We start from the raw sequence: 15,027 nt of genomic DNA, 5'->3' as shown, positions 1-15,027 counted from the left end.
TTATGAGCTTTCTTGAAATCAAGGACATTCGCAAGAAGATCGGCAATGTCGAGATCCTGAAGGGCATCAATATCGATCTCGAAAAGGGCGGCTTCCTGGTCCTTGTCGGTCCGTCGGGCTGCGGAAAGTCCACGCTTCTGAACGCGATCGCCGGCCTTCTGCCGCCGTCGTCGGGCGATATCGTCATCGACGGTCAGGTGGTGACCGATCTGCATCCTTCGAAGCGCGACATCGCGATGGTCTTCCAGTCCTACGCGCTATACCCGAATATGACGGTGGAGGAAAACATCGCTTTCGCGCTGGAAATGCGCGGCGTCGACAAGGCCGCCCGCGAGGCGGCAGTGAAGCAGGTCGCAAAGACGCTGCAGATCGAGCATCTGCTCAAGCGCCGTCCGAGCCAGCTTTCCGGCGGCCAGCGCCAGCGCGTCGCCATGGGCCGGGCGCTTGTCCGCCAGCCGCGCGTCTTCCTGTTCGACGAGCCGCTCTCGAACCTCGATGCCAAGCTGCGTGTTGAGGTTCGCGCCGAGATCAAGGCGCTGCACCAGAACACCCATGCGACGATCGTCTACGTCACCCACGACCAGATCGAGGCGATGACGCTGGCCACCAAGATCGTCGTCTTGAAGGAAGGCACCGTGCAGCAGGTCGGGACGCCTTCGGAAATCTATAATCGTCCGGCCAACCTGTTTGTTGCGGACTTCATGGGCTCGCCGGCGATGAACATGCTGAAGGGCAACGTCGTTTCCTCGGACGGTGCACAGGCAATTGTGCTTTTCGGCAACGAGAACGTCAAGGTCGCCATGCCGCCGTCCGTTACGAAGAGCCTCGCCGATGGTAAGGAGATCATCCTGGGGCTGCGTCCGGAAGCGATTACCGACACCGGCCTTCTCGATCCGCAGGTGCGTTCCGTGGCGCAAATCGAAGCGGATGTGACCATGGTCGAGCCGACGGGTTCCGACACGTTCGTGATCGGCAGGCTGGATGGGGCAAGCTTCACGGCCCGCACCCGTGCCGATGTGCATGTCTCGGTCGGCCAGAAATTCCCCTTCGCCTTCAATCTCGACAAGGCGGTCGTCTTCGATCCGGAAACGACCGGCCGCATCGATTGACGCGGGCAGGTTCGGCCCTTTTACCCTTCGGCTTGCAGGCGGTGCCGGGAGGCCTCCTTCCGGCGGAGGATTGTGCCTTTTGGAGAAGCGTATGGTCAGCAATCAATCCTTGGCCAAGCTTTCAAAACCGGTTAGAAAGACCCGCTAGTTGTATTAGCAAAAGGCGGGATGCTAAAATGAATACGGGGGCAGGTGACATAGGCGCCTGCGTTTTTCCTTTTGGGTAAATGCGCGGAATGATTAGGGTTTCGCGGTTTTTCCCGACGGCGCCCATCGGCGCTTATCTGGTTGCGCTCGCTGTCGGCGTTGCGTTGCCCTTGCTGGTTTTCGTCGCCTATCTGATGATGGAGCTCGAGGCGAACGAACGCGAAATCCTGGCGAACGAGACAGCCGAGGATGCGCAGCTTATTGCGCGATCGATAGATCGCGAATTGCAGGACATGGCGACGACGCTGCGGCTGCTCGTCACGTCCCCTGAACTGGAAAGGCGCGATCTGCGCGCCTTCCACAACAGGACACAGAACAGCCTGCGGTCGAATTCACTCTATGTCATCCTGGTCGATGCCGCGGGCCAGCAGCAGCTCAACACACGCCTGCCTTTCGGGACGCCCCTCGGCAAGGTATCCAACATGCCGGCGCTCGAATCGGTGCTCAGTCGCCGCGTGACCGAGGCTTCCAACGTCTTTTTCGGCACCACCAGCGGAAAGCACGTTTTCAATATCAGCATGCCGCTGCCCAGGGAGGTTTCCGCCTCGGGCGCGGCAATGATCATCACCCAGAATGCCGAAGACCTGCAGAAGCTCATCTCCACTGAGGGGCTTTCCGAGGGCTGGACGGTCGCGATCGTTGACGGTTCGGGACACGTGGTTACCTCTTTGGGTGCCCATGCGCTGTCGTCGGGCACGGCTTTCCCGGCCGATACGCTCAAGCTGATGACCGGCTTCAAGGGGACGATCGAGGATGTCGATGGCGAGTTGAAGCAGATGTACGGTTATGCGCAGATCACCGGCTGGACATGGAAGGCCGTGGTCTGGGGGCCGATCGATGCAGCGCAGGCGAGCATTCTGACCACATGGCGGCAGCTGATCTCGGGTGGCGCTGTTTTCCTTGCCGTCGGCATGCTGATCGCCTGGCTTGTCGGCCGTCAGCTTCGCATCCCGATCCGTCAGATCGCGGAAATGGCCGAACGTATCGGCAAGGGCGAGATCGTGTCTCCGGTGGAGACGAAGATCAGAGAAGCGAATCAGGTGGCCATTGCGCTTTCGAATGCTTCTTTCGACCGCAGCCAGGCAGAGGACCGCATCCACCTTATCCTGCATGAACTCGTGCACCGTACGAAGAACATCCTCACGCTTGTCCAGGCGATGATGCGCCAGCTCGCGCGGAAGGACACCACGATGGAGGAATTCCAGAAGGCGATCGGCAACCGTTTGCAGGGCCTCGGGAAATCGATCGAGGCGCTCGCGAAGGAGCAGTGGGCCGGGGTGTCGATCCGGCGCGTGGTGGAAATCCACATGAGCACCTTTGCCGAAGTGGCCGACCGGGTGGAGTTGCAAGGCGCGGATTTCATACTGAAGGCCGAGGCGGTGCAGAATCTTGGCCTCATCCTGCATGAGCTTGCCACGAATTCCGTGAAGTACGGGGCTCTTTCCGTGCCGCAGGGCAAGGTCCGTATCGCCTGGAAGGATGTGCTCGACGAGGCCGGTAGCGAACCCAATCTCCGGCTGGTTTGGGAGAAAAGGGATGGCCCGCCGGTCCACGAGCCGGCACGGACCGGTTTCGGCACGACGATCATCAAGCGCCATGCGGCAGCAGCTTTTTCAGGGCAGGTCGACGTGGATTTCCGATCCGAGGGGCTCTGCTGGATACTGACTGCGCCGCGTTCGTCTTTCGAGCGGGGCGAAGGTACCGAAAGCCTCAAGGACATCGTGATCTGATCGCCGGCTACATCGCTGGAACGAAGTTGATATGCTTGCCGTTAAGCGGCCATGGACATGGACGCCCGTCTCAACTCGCTCGATATCGATCAGGGTTTTCTCGAAATCACCGGCCTCACCTATGTCAGCGATACGGAGCCGGGCATCCGGCGGCTCCGCCGCGGCAGGGGTTTCTGCTACCGTCTGCCCGACGGGAGCTTGCTGACGGATGATCAGGAACGGCGCCGGATCGCCGCTCTCGGCCTGCCGCCGGCCTATGAGAATGTCTGGATCTGCCTTGATCCGCGCGGGCACCTTCAGGCAACGGGTTATGATTCCCGCGGGCGGAAGCAGTATCGCTACCATTCCGATTGGCAGAATTTCCGCAGCGAGCAGAAGTTCGACCAGCTCATCCGGTTCGGTGAGGCGCTGCCGCGCATACGCCGCAAGGTGAAGCGGCATCTCGCGCTTGATCTCGAGGGGTCCGATACGGTTGTCGCCGCTCTGGTGGCCCTTCTGGATGCGACGCATCTGCGTGTCGGCAATCGCGCTTATGCAAAGGAAAACAAGACCTACGGCGCCACGACGTTGCTCAAGCGGCATATGACCCTCTCGGGCGATACGATCCTGCTTCGCTTCACGGCCAAGGGCGGCAAGCGTGTCCGGCATACCTTGAGGCATCCGCGTCTGCAGCGCATCCTCGAGGACATTGCGGACCTGCCCGGCCGGCAGCTTTTTTCCTGGCCGGACGAGCAGGGCGTGCCGCATCCGGTCGATTCAGGACGGTTGAACGCCTATCTTGCCAAGGCGGCGGGCTTTGCCATCTCGGCCAAGACATTCCGTACCTGGGGTGGCAGTCTCACAGCGTTCATGGCGGCGTGGGAGGCGATGGAGATGAATGGTGGCCGCCCGAAGATCAAAACGATGGCCAATGCAGCATCGGCTGCCCTGCACAATACACCTGCGGTCTGCCGGTCAAGTTATATCCATCCGGGGATTCTTGCGCTGTCTGAAGATATCGCGCCGCTTGAAAAGGTGATGGCGGACGAGACCGTATTGAGCGGTCCGAGGGGCTTGAGGTCGAACGAGCGGCGTCTGTTGGCATTCCTGCGGGAAGTGTCCGATGTTCCCGCGACGACCGCCCGCGAGGAGCAGCGGGCGGCCGAGGCCGAGCGGGCGTAATTCTACGCAGCCCGGCGATTGTGGCGTCCTTCTTGGACTTCCTCGACGATCTTGTCAACGAACTGCGGCAGGTCGCTCGGCGATCGCGAGGTGATGATGCCGTTATCGACGACGACTGCTTCGTCCTTCCAGGAGGCGCCTCCATTGCGGATGTCTGAGCGGATCGAGCGGTAGGATGTCGCCTTCAGGCCGCGCAGGGCGTCAGCCTCGACCAGCAGCCAGGGACCATGGCAGATCGCCGCAACCGGCTTGCCGCTCTTCACGAAATCACGCACGACGCGCACGGCATCCTCGTTGGCGCGCAGGAGGTCCGGATTGATCTGGCCGCCGGGTAGAACGAGGGCGTCGAAATCCTCGACCTTGACGTTTTTTGCCTCCAGATCGACACCGATTGTATCGCCCCAGTCCTTCTTGTCCCAGCTCTTGATTTCGCCGGTCTTGATCGAGGCGACCTTCACATTCGCGCCGCGTTTCCGCAACTCATCGAGCGGGACCCGCAGTTCCGAGCGTTCGTAGCCGTCAGTGGCAAGGATCAGGATGGAAGCGGTATCAATAGCGGTCATATGCTGTGCTCCTTTCAGTCGAATTCCATTGCTGTTGGGCTCAGAGGCGGCCGCTGGAAAGGTCTCGGCCGTTGATGGAGGCAGGAACGCAGATTTCGTCACGAGGTGCCTTCGGCAGCGGAAGGACAACGGCTTCAGGTACGACGACCTGCACGTCTTCCGGGTGTTCAACGGCAAACGTCTTCTTCTCCTGCCGGGTCCCCTTCAGTCTGTTCCTGAGCATTTTGAAAAAGTGTCGCATGATAATCTCCCGTCGCGCGAACAAGGGCGTCTGCCCTCACGAAAATGCAAACCCCCCTGTGGCGAATTCGTTCCACGTTTTTCACAGCCTGTTACAGAAAGTTATCGCAGGCATTGGAACAAAATTCCGGCCTGCGTGTTTTTGCCAACCGTTTCTGTGATCTCCTGTCGCAAACGACCTCTGGCCCGGGTGCATGCTGAATGGATGATGACCGCTTGACCGGCCCCTGCCGCCGGCCAATCCGATCAAAAAGGAGCCTCGGTCAGCAGGGCATCAAGGGCAGCTATTGCCGATCGGTCCGGCCGATCGCCTCCGCACCTTTTTTCTGTCCGTTGCTCGTTTCATGCTCCGGCATTCAATCGGCGCTCGATCCTGCCGGGCGCGAGGCGGCGCATGTCGCGACGCTTTTCTTCACCATGCTGATCGGTGGCGCGGTGATATGGCTCGCGGTGGTCGGTCTGCTGTTTTATGCCGCGCGCAAGCGGCGTGTTCATTCGGAAAAGGGTGCCGGTCAGCTCATCCTCTGGGGAGGCGCAATCTTTCCCACCGTCGTGCTGGCAGCACTGCTTGCCTATGCCGTCTGGCTGATGCCGAACATCCGGCCGTGGTTCCAGGGAGAGGCTGGCAGCGTGCGTCGCATCGAGGTCACCGGCGAGCAGTTCTGGTGGCGTGTGAGGTACCTCCGGCAAGACGGCACGGTCGCATTCGAGACGGCGAACGAGGTACGGATTCCGGTCGGGGAGCGTGTCATCTTCTCGCTCAAATCGCCCGACGTCATCCACTCCTTCTGGATTCCCGTGCTTGGCGGCAAGATGGACATGATCCCCGGCCGCGACAACCAGCTCACCCTTATGGCAGAAAAGTCCGGCACCTATCGCGGCGTCTGTGCGGAATTCTGCGGTTCGTCGCATGCGCTGATGGCGTTCACCGTACTCGCCATGGAGGCGCAGGATTTCGAGAATTGGATGGCTGCACGGCAGGTTGCATCCGGCACCGAGGATATGGACGGACTGGCGCTTTTCCTGAAACAGGGCTGTGACGGCTGCCATGCGATCTCCGGAACCGAGGCGCGCGGCACGATCGGGCCGGATCTCACCGCCTTCGGAGAACGTGGCTCGGTCGCAGCCGGCACTCTGGAGAATGTGGAGGAACATATCGCCCGCTTCATCCGCGACCCCGGCGCGATCAAGCCGGAAGCCCGCATGCCGCATTTTTCCATGCTGCCGGATGCCGAGATCGACCGGATCGCCGCTTACCTGAAGGGGCTCAGATGACCGAGGAATTGGGCAATTTCTCGCCTCAGGAGAGGGCCGCTCAGGAAGAACGGCTCCGCAAGGTGTGGGAGACGCCGAAGGGCATCCGTTACTGGACCTCGGTCAACAACAGCCAGATCGGCCTCTGGTACGGCGTCACCGCGTTTGCCTTCATGCTGTTTGCCGGCCTGCTGGCGCTGCTGATGCGGTTGCAGCTTGCAGTGCCGGAGAACGATCTCATCTCCGCCGATCTCTTCAATCAGGCCTTCACGCTGCACGGCACGGTGATGATGTTTCTGTTCGCGGTGCCGATCTTCGAGGCGATCGCGATCTTCCTGCTGCCCTCCATGCTCGGCGCCCGTGAACTGCCGTTCCCACGGCTTTCGGCCTTCGGTTTCTGGAGTTTTCTCATCGGCGGCATCTTCGTGTGCGGCTCGATCTTCTTCAATGCCGCGCCGAATGCCGGCTGGTTCATGTATCCGCCGCTTGCGACCGACGAGGAATATTCCGGCATCGGCGCGGATATCTGGCTGCTCGGCCTTTCCTTCATCGAAGTGGCCTCGATCGCCGCGGCGGTCGAGATCATCGTCGGCATCATGAAATGCCGGGCGCCCGGCATGCGCATCAATCTGATGCCGATGTTCGCCTGGTATCTGCTGATCGTCGCAGGAATGATCCTCTTCGCCTTTCCCCCGCTGATCGCGGGCGACATCCTGTTCGAGATGGAGCGGATGTTCGACTGGCCCTTCTTCGACGCGGAGAGGGGAGGCGATCCGCTGCTCTGGCAGCACCTCTTCTGGATCTTCGGCCATCCGGAAGTCTACATCATCTTCCTGCCTGCGATCGCGCTGATGGCGATGATCGTCCCGACCTTCTCGCAGCGGCCGATCGTCGGTTATTCGTGGATCGTGCTGGCAGCCGTGGGCACGGGTTTCCTGAGCTTCGGGCTTTGGGTGCATCATATGTTCGCCACCGGCCTGCCGCAGATCTCGCTCGCTTTCTTCTCGGCGGCGTCGGAGGCCGTTGCCATTCCGACCGCCGTGCAGATCTTCGTCTTCATCGCCACGATGCTGGCGGGCCGCGTCATCTTCTCCGTGCCGATGCTGTTCGGCGCCGGCGGGCTGATCATCTTCGTGATCGGCGGGTTGACCGGCGTCATGGTGGCGCTGGTGCCGTTCGACTGGCAGGCACACGACACCTATTTCGTCGTCGCCCATCTGCATTATGTGCTGATCGGCGGCATGCTGTTCCCGGTCGTCGCCGGCATCTACTACTATTTCCCCTTCTTTACCGGAAAGAAACTCAGCGATTTCTGGGGTAAGGTCGCCTTCTGGCTGATGTTCTCAGGCTTCAACATCGCCTTCTTCCCGATGCATTTCTCCGGCCTGCGCGGCATGCCGCGGCGCGTCTTCACCTATCCGGAAGGTATCGGCTGGGACTGGTTCAACCTTCTCTCGACGGTTGGCGCCTTCGTCTTCGCGGCCGGCGTGGCGACCCTCGTGATCGATATTGTCCGCCCGAAGCCCGGGCCCCGCGAGCGCAACCTCAACCCGTGGAATTCCGGCACACTGGAATGGACGAACGACCCGCAAGAAAGCTGGGGCATGCGTTCGGTGCCGATCATCACCAGCCGCTATCCGCTCTGGGACCAGCCGGATCTTCGGCGGAATATCGAGGAAGGGCGCTATTACCTGCCGGATGCGAAATCCGGGGAGCGCGAGACCTTGGTCACCTCCGTGCTCGATGCAGAGCCGATCCAATGTCTGCGGGTGGGCGGCCTTTCCTATGTGACGATTATTGCGGCCATGGCACTCGGCGGCGTTTTCATCGCACTGACGTTTCATTGGTGGATCACGACGATCGTGTTCGCCATCATTACCTTCATCGCGATCATCGTCTGGCTGTGGACCGGCACTGCGCCTATTCCGGAAGCGTCGGAGATCGATGTCGGGCTTGGCCTGAAGCTGCCGATCTATGTTTCCGGCCCTGCCTCGGTCGGGTGGTGGGCGATGTTCATCACCATGGTCGGCGACGGCACGGCGTTTGCGAGCCTCGTCTTCGGCTATTTCTTCTACTGGACCATCCACGAGGATTTCACCGCCGTCGTTTCCGGGCCAGGGACCTTCTGGCCGATTGTGGCGCTGGTGCTTTTCGTGGTCGCCTGGGTCCTGACGCTGCTGGCCCGCGAGTTCAACAACAAGGGGGCGATCGGTGCGCGCATGGCGCTGGTTGCGGCTTTTACCGTTACGGTCGCGGCTTCATTTGCAGGCCTTGCCGGACCTTACGTCCATGGCATGGACCCGACAGCCAACGTTTATCCGGCGACAGTCTGGATTCTGGCGATCTGGACGGTGGCGCATGCAGCAGTCGGCGCGATCATGCAACTCTACTGCCTGGCTCGCAGTTTTGCGGGCAGGATGACGGCCGAATACGACCAGGATATCCGCAATGTCGCGCTTTACTGGCACTTCATGGCGGTGACCGCCGTGGTGACTTTCGGCGTCATCGGCCTTTTCCCGATGGTGAGCGCATGAAGAGCGTCATTCCGCGTGAAGTCGAGAGCTTGTGGACACTGTTTACCGCGCCGACGGTCTGGGCGCTGCATTTCATCGTCTGCTACGCGACCTTTGCAATCTTCTGCGCCAGGGGGCTTGCCTCCGATATTTCGTTCGATACCGTCCGCCTTGCGCTTGCTGTCTTCACCCTGCTGGCGTTGGCGATGATCGTTCTCTCGGCCTATCTCGCCTGGCGGCAATGGGGTTTTGGCTCCGGCGATCCGCCGCATGACGCTCCGACCCGCAAAGATCGCAGATATTTCCAGGGCTTTGCCACGCTGCTGCTGTCCGGCCTCAGCTTCGTGGCTGTCGCCTATATGGCCATCCCGCTGATGTTCATCGCGGAGTGCCAGCCATGAGAAGGAGACAGGCGGATATGGGACGGAAAGCGGTGCCTCTTGCCGATCTCCCCCCTTGTGGGGGAGATGCCCGGCAGGGCAGAGGGGGGTATCTGCCCGGGGAATTGATCTCTCCATCTGCCGCACTGTCGTCACACCCCCCTCTGTCGCCTTCGGCGACATCTCCCCCACAAGGGGGGAGATCGGAGGGAGTTCGCGGTGACGCCATGCCATCCTTCTCGGCGTTCAAGCGTGCAGCATTGATTGTCGGCTCAGTTATGCTGTTCCTGCTCTGGATTGTCCTCCTGCCTTTGGCCGACCGGACATCCTTCTCGGTTCACATGATCGCCCATATGGGCGTGGTCGCGGGCGCCGCGCCGCTGATCGCCATCGCGCTTTCCGGGACGCGTTTCGATTTTACCGCCGGCTGTGCCTGGATGACGCCGCTCATTGCTTCTGTTGCCGAACTCTTCGCCGTGTGGGTCTGGCATGTCCCGGCAATGCGGGCCCTGTCGGAATCCTCCGTCCTTTTCGCGGCCATCGAACAGGCAATCTTCCTAGGCGCAGGACTGGCGCTCTGGCTTTCCTGCCTCGGCGGGACATCGAGCGGACGGGAAGAGCGTCGGCTTTCCGGCACGTTCGGGCTCCTCTTCACCTCCATGCATATGACACTGCTTGGAGCGCTTCTTTCTCTTTCGCCTCGTCCGCTTTACGGTGGCGGGGAGGCAAGCTGTCTGGGCGTGACGCTGACAGCGGCGGCGGATCAGCAGGTCGGCGGGGTGGTCATGCTGCTGGTTGGTGCCGTCGTCTACCTCGCCGGCGGCATTGCCCTGCTTGCCCGGACGCTGGGAGACAATGTGCCAGAGCCGTTGGGGAGGAAAGCTCTATGATGATCCGCTGGAAGCATCTGATTGTCCTGGTCATCGTGCTGCCTGTGCTTGGGCTTCTGGTCGCCTGGTCCGGTCTTATGAGCGTCGGGGCGAGCAGCGGCCATTGGGCTGCGACGGACTGGTTCCTGCATTGGGTCATGCGGAATTCCGTCCGCACCGCTGCATTGTCCGTCGAGGCGCTCCCGCTTGACAATCCGGCGCTCCTGCCGCCGGCTGCAGGTCATTTCGAAACGGGCTGCGCCATCTGTCACGGCTCGCCGGCGCAAAGCCGGTCGGATGCGGTGCGCGCCATGCTTCCCCCCCCGCCCGACCTGAAGACCGTGGTACCGACCTGGACCGATGCGCAGCTTTTCGAGATCGTCAAGCATGGCGTGCGCTTCACCGGCATGCCTGCCTGGCCGACGCAAATGCGCGACGACGAGGTCTGGGCGATGGTCGCCTTCCTGCGAAAGCTGCCGGAGATGGACACCAACGCCTATCTGCAGGTCTCCGGCCTGCACGGCATCGGCAATGCGGGCGAGGTTTCGCCGCTGCCGATCACCTGCGAGAGCTGCCACGCGGAAAAGCGGCTTACCAATGACAGCATCATTCCGCGCCTCGCCGGCCAGTCGGAGCCCTATCTGCTCAACAGCCTGCGCGCCTATGCGCAAAGGCAGCGGCCGAGTGGCGTCATGGAGGTGGCGGTCGGCACGTTGGCCGATGAAAGCCTGCCGGAGCTTGCGCGCTATTACGCGAAACAGGCGCGGCCGCCGCGCGCGGTTTCTCCTGCTGATGCGCAGTTGATCGAAAAAGGAAAAGAACTTGCCGAAAAGGGAAGGCCGGCGGACAAGGTTCCCGCCTGCTTCAGCTGTCATGAAAAACCCGGAGGAAATCCCGCCTATCCGCGTATTTCGGGCCAGAACGCCGCCTATATCATGCGTCAGCTCCAGCTCTTCCATGCAGGCGTCCGAGGCGGGTCATCGTTCAGCCACCTCATGATCGAGGTCGCCAGCAAGCTGAAGGAAGAGGACTTTGCCGCTCTCGCAGCCTTCTTTGCCGGCCGCGAGAGCAGGGTGCCCTGAAGTTTCAGGCCACGCTCTCCTCCCCAGGAGTCCGGAAAACCGGTATCAGACCGGAACGACCATCATGTAGCAGGCTGCGATCACCAGAACGAAACCTGCTGCCTCCACCCATTCCCTGACCATAGACGCCTCCCTCCGCATCGGTGGTAGATGAACGTGAAAGCGGCATTCTAGTTCCATGAAATGGCCATAAACGTGGCGAGATCGTCATAAATGTGAAGCGCTATGGTTAACGACCATCCGCTTCCGCCCGGGCACGGGCCGCTTCGAGGATCGCGCGCACTTCACGGGCAGCCGAATTCTCGATCGCAAACGCTTCTTCAGGGATCACCCCCGGGTCTTCTTCGCTGTCCTTGAAAGTCGCGTCATCCCTCAGCCGCTGCAGGAAAGCGGTGATGGTGACTTCGCCGCCGATCATCGCGGCCAGAAGCTCGATCAGCAATTCTCGGTGGGCGTTCAACCGCCCCTCCAGCTCCTCCGGCGTCATCACGGACATAGGTTGCCTCCTCGTCATGTTTTGTTTCCTGATGAAGATAGGGGAGGCTTTTCAGGAGGGAACAATCAGCCCCGCCGAAAGTTGGCCTCCTGAACAAGGACATGGAGAAGACCATGGCGCAAGTCATCAAATCAGGGGCTGACCAGCATGGACGCGATGTTCGCGACCGGTTGATCCTGGCCCTCTACGCGCAATTGAAAGCAGAACGTCAGACCCGTGAAGCACTGGAATATGTGATCCGCAACGGAGCGCTGGCACCGGAAGTCCTGGAAGCCATTGCCGGCGACCCCATCCCGGTCGCGGCGGCGGAAGATATTGCTGCCGTTGAAAAGGTCATTGCGCTCGATACACGCCGCCGGGCTGCATCCGGCACATCCGAAGGGGAAGACCGGACATGAAACGCTTGATCGCCGCCCTTTCTGTCCTCATGCTCTTGAGTGCTTGCAGCGACAGTGGCGAAAACCAGAACGACCCGATCAACAACACGTCTCCGCAACAGTCGAATGCGACAGCTCCGGCGGACAAGGATCCTACGCCGCAAACCGGTACCGGAGGACAAAGCCCGGCCACCTCACCCTCTGGGACGACGAACAATCCGCCCGCAGATCCTGCGCCTTCGGGATCGAATAACCCGTAATCTCGAAGGCCGAGGGAACGAAATGCTGTGTCGCACCATTGTTCCGCGAATCTTTCATCAGGTGTGGCATGGATACCAAATCGAGCAATATCGTCATTGAGCCGGGCTCCTGGCACCAGCTTGGGGCCAATTTTGATGGCGAGGGCGTCAATTTCGCGATCTTCTCGGCGCATGCGGAACGCGTCGAACTCTGCCTTTATGACGAGAGCGGCAGGATCGAGACTGCGCGTCTCGAACTCCCGGAATATACGCACGAGATCTGGCACGGTTATGTTCCCGGCCTGAAGCCCGGCGCGCTTTACGGCTTTCGCGTCCACGGACCCTACGATCCGGAAAACGGTCACCGCTTCAATCCGAACAAACTGGTCATCGATCCATACGCCCGCGAGCTTGTCGGTGATGTGCAGTGGAACGAGGCGCTTTTCGCTTATGACCTGCAGAATGAAGACAAGGACCTGACGTTTGACGAGCGCGACAGCGCGCCCTTCATGCCGAAATGCCGGGTGATCGATCCGGATGCGTTCGACTGGCAGGATCAGAATCGCCCAAGCATCCCGTGGCCGGCTGCGATCGTCTACGAAACTCACGTCAAGGGGTTCACCCAGCTCAACCCGGCGATCCCGAAAGAGCTCCGCGGCACCTACGAGGGCATGGGCCACAAGGCTTCGGTCGACTACATCAAGAGCCTCGGCATCACGTCGGTCGAACTGATGCCCGTCCATTATTTCCCCGATGATCAGCATCTCCTGGACAAAGGCCTGAAGAACTATTGGGGCTACAACACGCTCGGCTTCTTCGCGCCGGCCCCGTGCTACTACGGTCCGAGAGGGATCCAGGGTCTTCGCGACATGGTGCGGGCCTTCCATGATGCCGGCATCGAGGTGATCCTCGACGTGGTCTACAACCATACGGCGGAAGGCAACGAACTCGGCCCGACGCTCTCATTCAAGGGTATCGACAACTTTTCCTATTACCGGACCATGCCGGATCAGCATCGCTACTACATCAACGATACGGGCACCGGGAACACGGTGAACACCTCGCATCCGCGCGTGCTGCAACTGATCATGGATTCGCTCCGCTATTGGACCGATGCCATGCATGTCGATGGCTTCCGCTTCGACCTCGGCACCATCCTCGGTCGCGAGCCGCAGGGTTTCGACCAGCGCGGCGGCTTCTTCGACGCGATGACGCAGGACCCGATGCTGTGGAAGGTGAAGCTGATCGGCGAGCCCTGGGATATCGGTCCCGGCGGCTATCAGGTTGGCGGCTTTCCGCCCGGCTGGTCAGAGTGGAACGACAAGTATCGCGATACCGTGCGGGAATACTGGAAAGGGACCAATGTCTCGACCGATTTCGCTGCCCGGCTGCTTGGCTCCGGCGATCTCTACGACCAGCGCGGCCGCCGGCCCTGGGCAAGCGTCAACTTCATCGCCGCCCATGACGGCTTCACGCTCAACGATCTCGTCTCCTACAACGAAAAGCACAACGAGGCGAACGGCGAGGACAACAACGACGGCCATAACGACAATCACAGCTACAATTACGGCGCCGAAGGCCCGACCGATGACGAGGCGATCAACGCGATCCGCGAGCGTCAGAAGCGCAATTTCCTCGCGACGCTCTTCTTTTCGCACGGTACGCCGATGCTGCTTGCCGGCGACGAGTTCGGCCGCAGCCAGATGGGCAATAACAACGGCTATTGCCAGGACAACGAGATTTCCTGGGTCCACTGGGAGAACTTGCCGGAGACCTGCGAAGAACTGCGGGAGTTTACGCGTTGCCTGATCAAGCTGCGTCAGGAACAGCCGTTGCTGAGGCGTGAAAACTGGCGCGACGGCATGGAGGTGAACTGGTTCAATGCCGGCGGCGGCGAGCAGAAGCCCGAGCATTGGGATGACGGCACGACACTCGGCCTGCATATCGGCCGGGAGGATCTCAAGGGGCAGGAAGGCGTCTGGCACGACGTCCTGCTGCTCTTCAACCCGTTCGAAGGAAATGTTCCCTTCCGCATCCCGCAATTCGGCGAGGGCGGCTGGGTGCTGGAACTCACCACGTCCGATCTTTCGAAGCGCGGCCTGGTGATCACCAAGGAAAAGGATTTTGAGCTCGAAGGCCGCAGTCTGGCGCTCTTCCGCAGACCGTGAGGCTCGTCAGGAATCTCTCAAGTGGCATGATCTCGATAGACCAGATGCGTGATGTCGCTCGACGTGCCGGCGATCAACGCACGGAGCGGAAAGGGCTTCAGGTCATATTCGTCAAGCGTGCTTGCCGTGGGGCGAATCCAGCGGAATTCCAGGTCGTTGGAACCGTCGCGACAACGGTGGACGACCTCACTTTCGTGGAAAGGCAGGGGGCGGAGTAGTTCGGTCTCGTAATAGAAGCCGACTTCATGGACCGTCCGCCCCTCCAGGGTGAAGAAGTTCTCGATGACAAAGCGCAACGGACCGATGGCTGCCCGGGATCCGATTTCCTCCTCGATTTCCCGCGCCAGCGTTTCCGTCGTTGCTTCCTGAAACTCCACGCGACCGCCCGGAAGCGACCAGAAGGGCTCAGTCGTTCCCCGGTGGATGAGAAGATGTCCATTGGAGCGGATGAGCGCTGCGGTTCGAAACTGGAAACGCGAACGCCCAGAGTCCATTACAATCATGGTGCGTGTCGGATTGTCCATCGGAAGGCCTGTCGGAAGCAAATCTGCGTTGCAGCGGACGATCCGCTATCCGATTCTTCAACTAGAGCGTCGGGCGGCTTTTGTGAATCTGTGGATTCCACTGGCTCCGATTTTA

The 15,027-nt window shown here is 60.8% G+C and carries 15 protein-coding genes; 11 read left to right on the top strand and 4 right to left on the bottom strand.

Annotation, left to right across the window (positions count from 1 at the left end):
• The first annotated feature begins 2 nt into the window (after nt 1–2).
• The 3 genes from JL39_RS16165 to JL39_RS16155 all read left to right on the top strand — a co-directional run bounded on the left by JL39_RS16165 (nt 3) and on the right by JL39_RS16155 (nt 4,207).
• Nucleotides 3–1,109 carry an ABC transporter ATP-binding protein gene (locus JL39_RS16165; RefSeq protein ID WP_037152614.1) on the top strand — a complete coding sequence of 369 codons (1,107 nt, stop codon included), beginning with the start codon at nt 3–5 and terminating at the stop codon, nt 1,107–1,109.
• A gap of 236 nt (nt 1,110–1,345) precedes the next feature.
• Entirely contained in the window at nt 1,346–3,046 is a 1,701-nt protein-coding gene (locus JL39_RS16160) for a sensor histidine kinase (protein WP_052182964.1), read from the top strand.
• A gap of 57 nt (nt 3,047–3,103) precedes the next feature.
• Nucleotides 3,104–4,207: a DNA topoisomerase IB gene (locus tag JL39_RS16155; protein ID WP_052182963.1), complete on the top strand. Its 1,104-nt coding sequence runs from the start codon at nt 3,104–3,106 to the stop codon at nt 4,205–4,207.
• A gap of 2 nt (nt 4,208–4,209) precedes the next feature.
• On the opposite strand, the gene JL39_RS16150 is transcribed toward JL39_RS16155, so the two are convergent.
• Both JL39_RS16150 and JL39_RS16145 read right to left on the bottom strand, forming a co-directional pair.
• Entirely contained in the window at nt 4,210–4,770 is a 561-nt protein-coding gene (locus JL39_RS16150) for a type 1 glutamine amidotransferase domain-containing protein (RefSeq protein WP_037152612.1), read from the bottom strand.
• A 40-nt stretch (nt 4,771–4,810) separates the two neighbouring features.
• Nucleotides 4,811–5,011 carry a hypothetical protein gene (locus JL39_RS16145; protein ID WP_037152610.1) on the bottom strand — a complete coding sequence of 67 codons (201 nt, stop codon included), beginning with the start codon at nt 5,009–5,011 and terminating at the stop codon, nt 4,811–4,813.
• Between the two features lie 200 nt (nt 5,012–5,211).
• Between JL39_RS16145 and coxB the strand changes: the two genes are divergently transcribed.
• The 5 genes from coxB to JL39_RS16120 all read left to right on the top strand — a co-directional run bounded on the left by coxB (nt 5,212) and on the right by JL39_RS16120 (nt 11,108).
• Nucleotides 5,212–6,285: a cytochrome c oxidase subunit II gene (gene coxB / locus JL39_RS16140; protein ID WP_081952865.1), complete on the top strand. Its 1,074-nt coding sequence runs from the start codon at nt 5,212–5,214 to the stop codon at nt 6,283–6,285.
• Complete coding sequence (ctaD, locus tag JL39_RS16135) at nt 6,282–8,798, top strand: cytochrome c oxidase subunit I (RefSeq protein ID WP_037152607.1); 2,517 nt, start codon at nt 6,282–6,284, stop codon at nt 8,796–8,798. The genes coxB and ctaD overlap by 4 nt, the downstream gene beginning before the upstream one ends.
• Nucleotides 8,795–9,178: a hypothetical protein gene (locus tag JL39_RS16130; RefSeq protein WP_037152605.1), complete on the top strand. Its 384-nt coding sequence runs from the start codon at nt 8,795–8,797 to the stop codon at nt 9,176–9,178. The genes ctaD and JL39_RS16130 overlap by 4 nt, the downstream gene beginning before the upstream one ends.
• 206 nt (nt 9,179–9,384) lie before the next feature.
• The gene (locus tag JL39_RS16125; RefSeq protein WP_052182912.1) at nt 9,385–10,047 is read left to right on the top strand and encodes a cytochrome c oxidase assembly protein; all 663 of its coding nucleotides are present in this window, start codon (nt 9,385–9,387) and stop codon (nt 10,045–10,047) included.
• Complete coding sequence (locus JL39_RS16120) at nt 10,044–11,108, top strand: c-type cytochrome (protein WP_037152604.1); 1,065 nt, start codon at nt 10,044–10,046, stop codon at nt 11,106–11,108. Before JL39_RS16125 ends, JL39_RS16120 begins: the two co-directional genes overlap by 4 nt.
• Nucleotides 11,109–11,337: 229 nt before the next feature.
• Here the strand turns inward: JL39_RS16120 and JL39_RS16115 are convergent, their stop codons facing one another.
• Nucleotides 11,338–11,604 (bottom strand): hypothetical protein, encoded by a 267-nt coding sequence (locus JL39_RS16115; RefSeq protein WP_037152601.1) that lies wholly within the window; start codon nt 11,602–11,604, stop codon nt 11,338–11,340.
• 113 nt (nt 11,605–11,717) lie between these two features.
• Here JL39_RS16115 and JL39_RS16110 point away from each other — a divergent pair, with 113 nt between their 5' ends.
• From JL39_RS16110 to glgX, 3 genes are all read left to right on the top strand, one after another.
• The gene (locus JL39_RS16110; RefSeq protein ID WP_052182911.1) at nt 11,718–12,002 is read left to right on the top strand and encodes a hypothetical protein; all 285 of its coding nucleotides are present in this window, start codon (nt 11,718–11,720) and stop codon (nt 12,000–12,002) included.
• Nucleotides 11,999–12,241 (top strand): hypothetical protein, encoded by a 243-nt coding sequence (locus JL39_RS31620; RefSeq protein WP_152601148.1) that lies wholly within the window; start codon nt 11,999–12,001, stop codon nt 12,239–12,241. Before JL39_RS16110 ends, JL39_RS31620 begins: the two co-directional genes overlap by 4 nt.
• Nucleotides 12,242–12,309: 68 nt before the next feature.
• Nucleotides 12,310–14,388: a glycogen debranching protein GlgX gene (glgX, locus tag JL39_RS16105; protein ID WP_052182910.1), complete on the top strand. Its 2,079-nt coding sequence runs from the start codon at nt 12,310–12,312 to the stop codon at nt 14,386–14,388.
• Between the two features lie 17 nt (nt 14,389–14,405).
• Here the strand turns inward: glgX and JL39_RS16100 are convergent, their stop codons facing one another.
• Entirely contained in the window at nt 14,406–14,891 is a 486-nt protein-coding gene (locus JL39_RS16100; RefSeq protein ID WP_244446904.1) for an NUDIX domain-containing protein, read from the bottom strand.
• Nucleotides 14,892–15,027: the final 136 nt, after the last annotated feature.

This window comes from Rhizobium sp. YS-1r (assembly GCF_000757525.1).
GTDB lineage: Bacteria > Pseudomonadota > Alphaproteobacteria > Rhizobiales > Rhizobiaceae > Neorhizobium > Neorhizobium petrolearium.
The sequence above is the reverse complement of the archived record's forward strand: the minus strand, read 5'-3'. Positions and strand labels throughout refer to the sequence as shown.

What these genes read in the sequence shown, in the direction of transcription:
- JL39_RS16165 (WP_037152614.1), top strand. Translation starts at nt 3, where the DNA reads ATGAGCTTTCTTGAAATCAAGGACATTCGCAAGAAGATCGGCAATGTC.
- JL39_RS16160 (WP_052182964.1), top strand. Translation starts at nt 1,346, where the DNA reads ATGATTAGGGTTTCGCGGTTTTTCCCGACGGCGCCCATCGGCGCTTAT.
- JL39_RS16155 (WP_052182963.1), top strand. Translation starts at nt 3,104, where the DNA reads ATGGACGCCCGTCTCAACTCGCTCGATATCGATCAGGGTTTTCTCGAA.
- JL39_RS16150 (WP_037152612.1), bottom strand. Translation starts at nt 4,770, where the DNA reads ATGACCGCTATTGATACCGCTTCCATCCTGATCCTTGCCACTGACGGC.
- JL39_RS16145 (WP_037152610.1), bottom strand. Translation starts at nt 5,011, where the DNA reads ATGCGACACTTTTTCAAAATGCTCAGGAACAGACTGAAGGGGACCCGG.
- coxB (WP_081952865.1), top strand. Translation starts at nt 5,212, where the DNA reads ATGGATGATGACCGCTTGACCGGCCCCTGCCGCCGGCCAATCCGATCA.
- ctaD (WP_037152607.1), top strand. Translation starts at nt 6,282, where the DNA reads ATGACCGAGGAATTGGGCAATTTCTCGCCTCAGGAGAGGGCCGCTCAG.
- JL39_RS16130 (WP_037152605.1), top strand. Translation starts at nt 8,795, where the DNA reads ATGAAGAGCGTCATTCCGCGTGAAGTCGAGAGCTTGTGGACACTGTTT.
- JL39_RS16125 (WP_052182912.1), top strand. Translation starts at nt 9,385, where the DNA reads ATGCCATCCTTCTCGGCGTTCAAGCGTGCAGCATTGATTGTCGGCTCA.
- JL39_RS16120 (WP_037152604.1), top strand. Translation starts at nt 10,044, where the DNA reads ATGATGATCCGCTGGAAGCATCTGATTGTCCTGGTCATCGTGCTGCCT.
- JL39_RS16115 (WP_037152601.1), bottom strand. Translation starts at nt 11,604, where the DNA reads ATGTCCGTGATGACGCCGGAGGAGCTGGAGGGGCGGTTGAACGCCCAC.
- JL39_RS16110 (WP_052182911.1), top strand. Translation starts at nt 11,718, where the DNA reads ATGGCGCAAGTCATCAAATCAGGGGCTGACCAGCATGGACGCGATGTT.
- JL39_RS31620 (WP_152601148.1), top strand. Translation starts at nt 11,999, where the DNA reads ATGAAACGCTTGATCGCCGCCCTTTCTGTCCTCATGCTCTTGAGTGCT.
- glgX (WP_052182910.1), top strand. Translation starts at nt 12,310, where the DNA reads ATGGATACCAAATCGAGCAATATCGTCATTGAGCCGGGCTCCTGGCAC.
- JL39_RS16100 (WP_244446904.1), bottom strand. Translation starts at nt 14,891, where the DNA reads ATGATTGTAATGGACTCTGGGCGTTCGCGTTTCCAGTTTCGAACCGCA.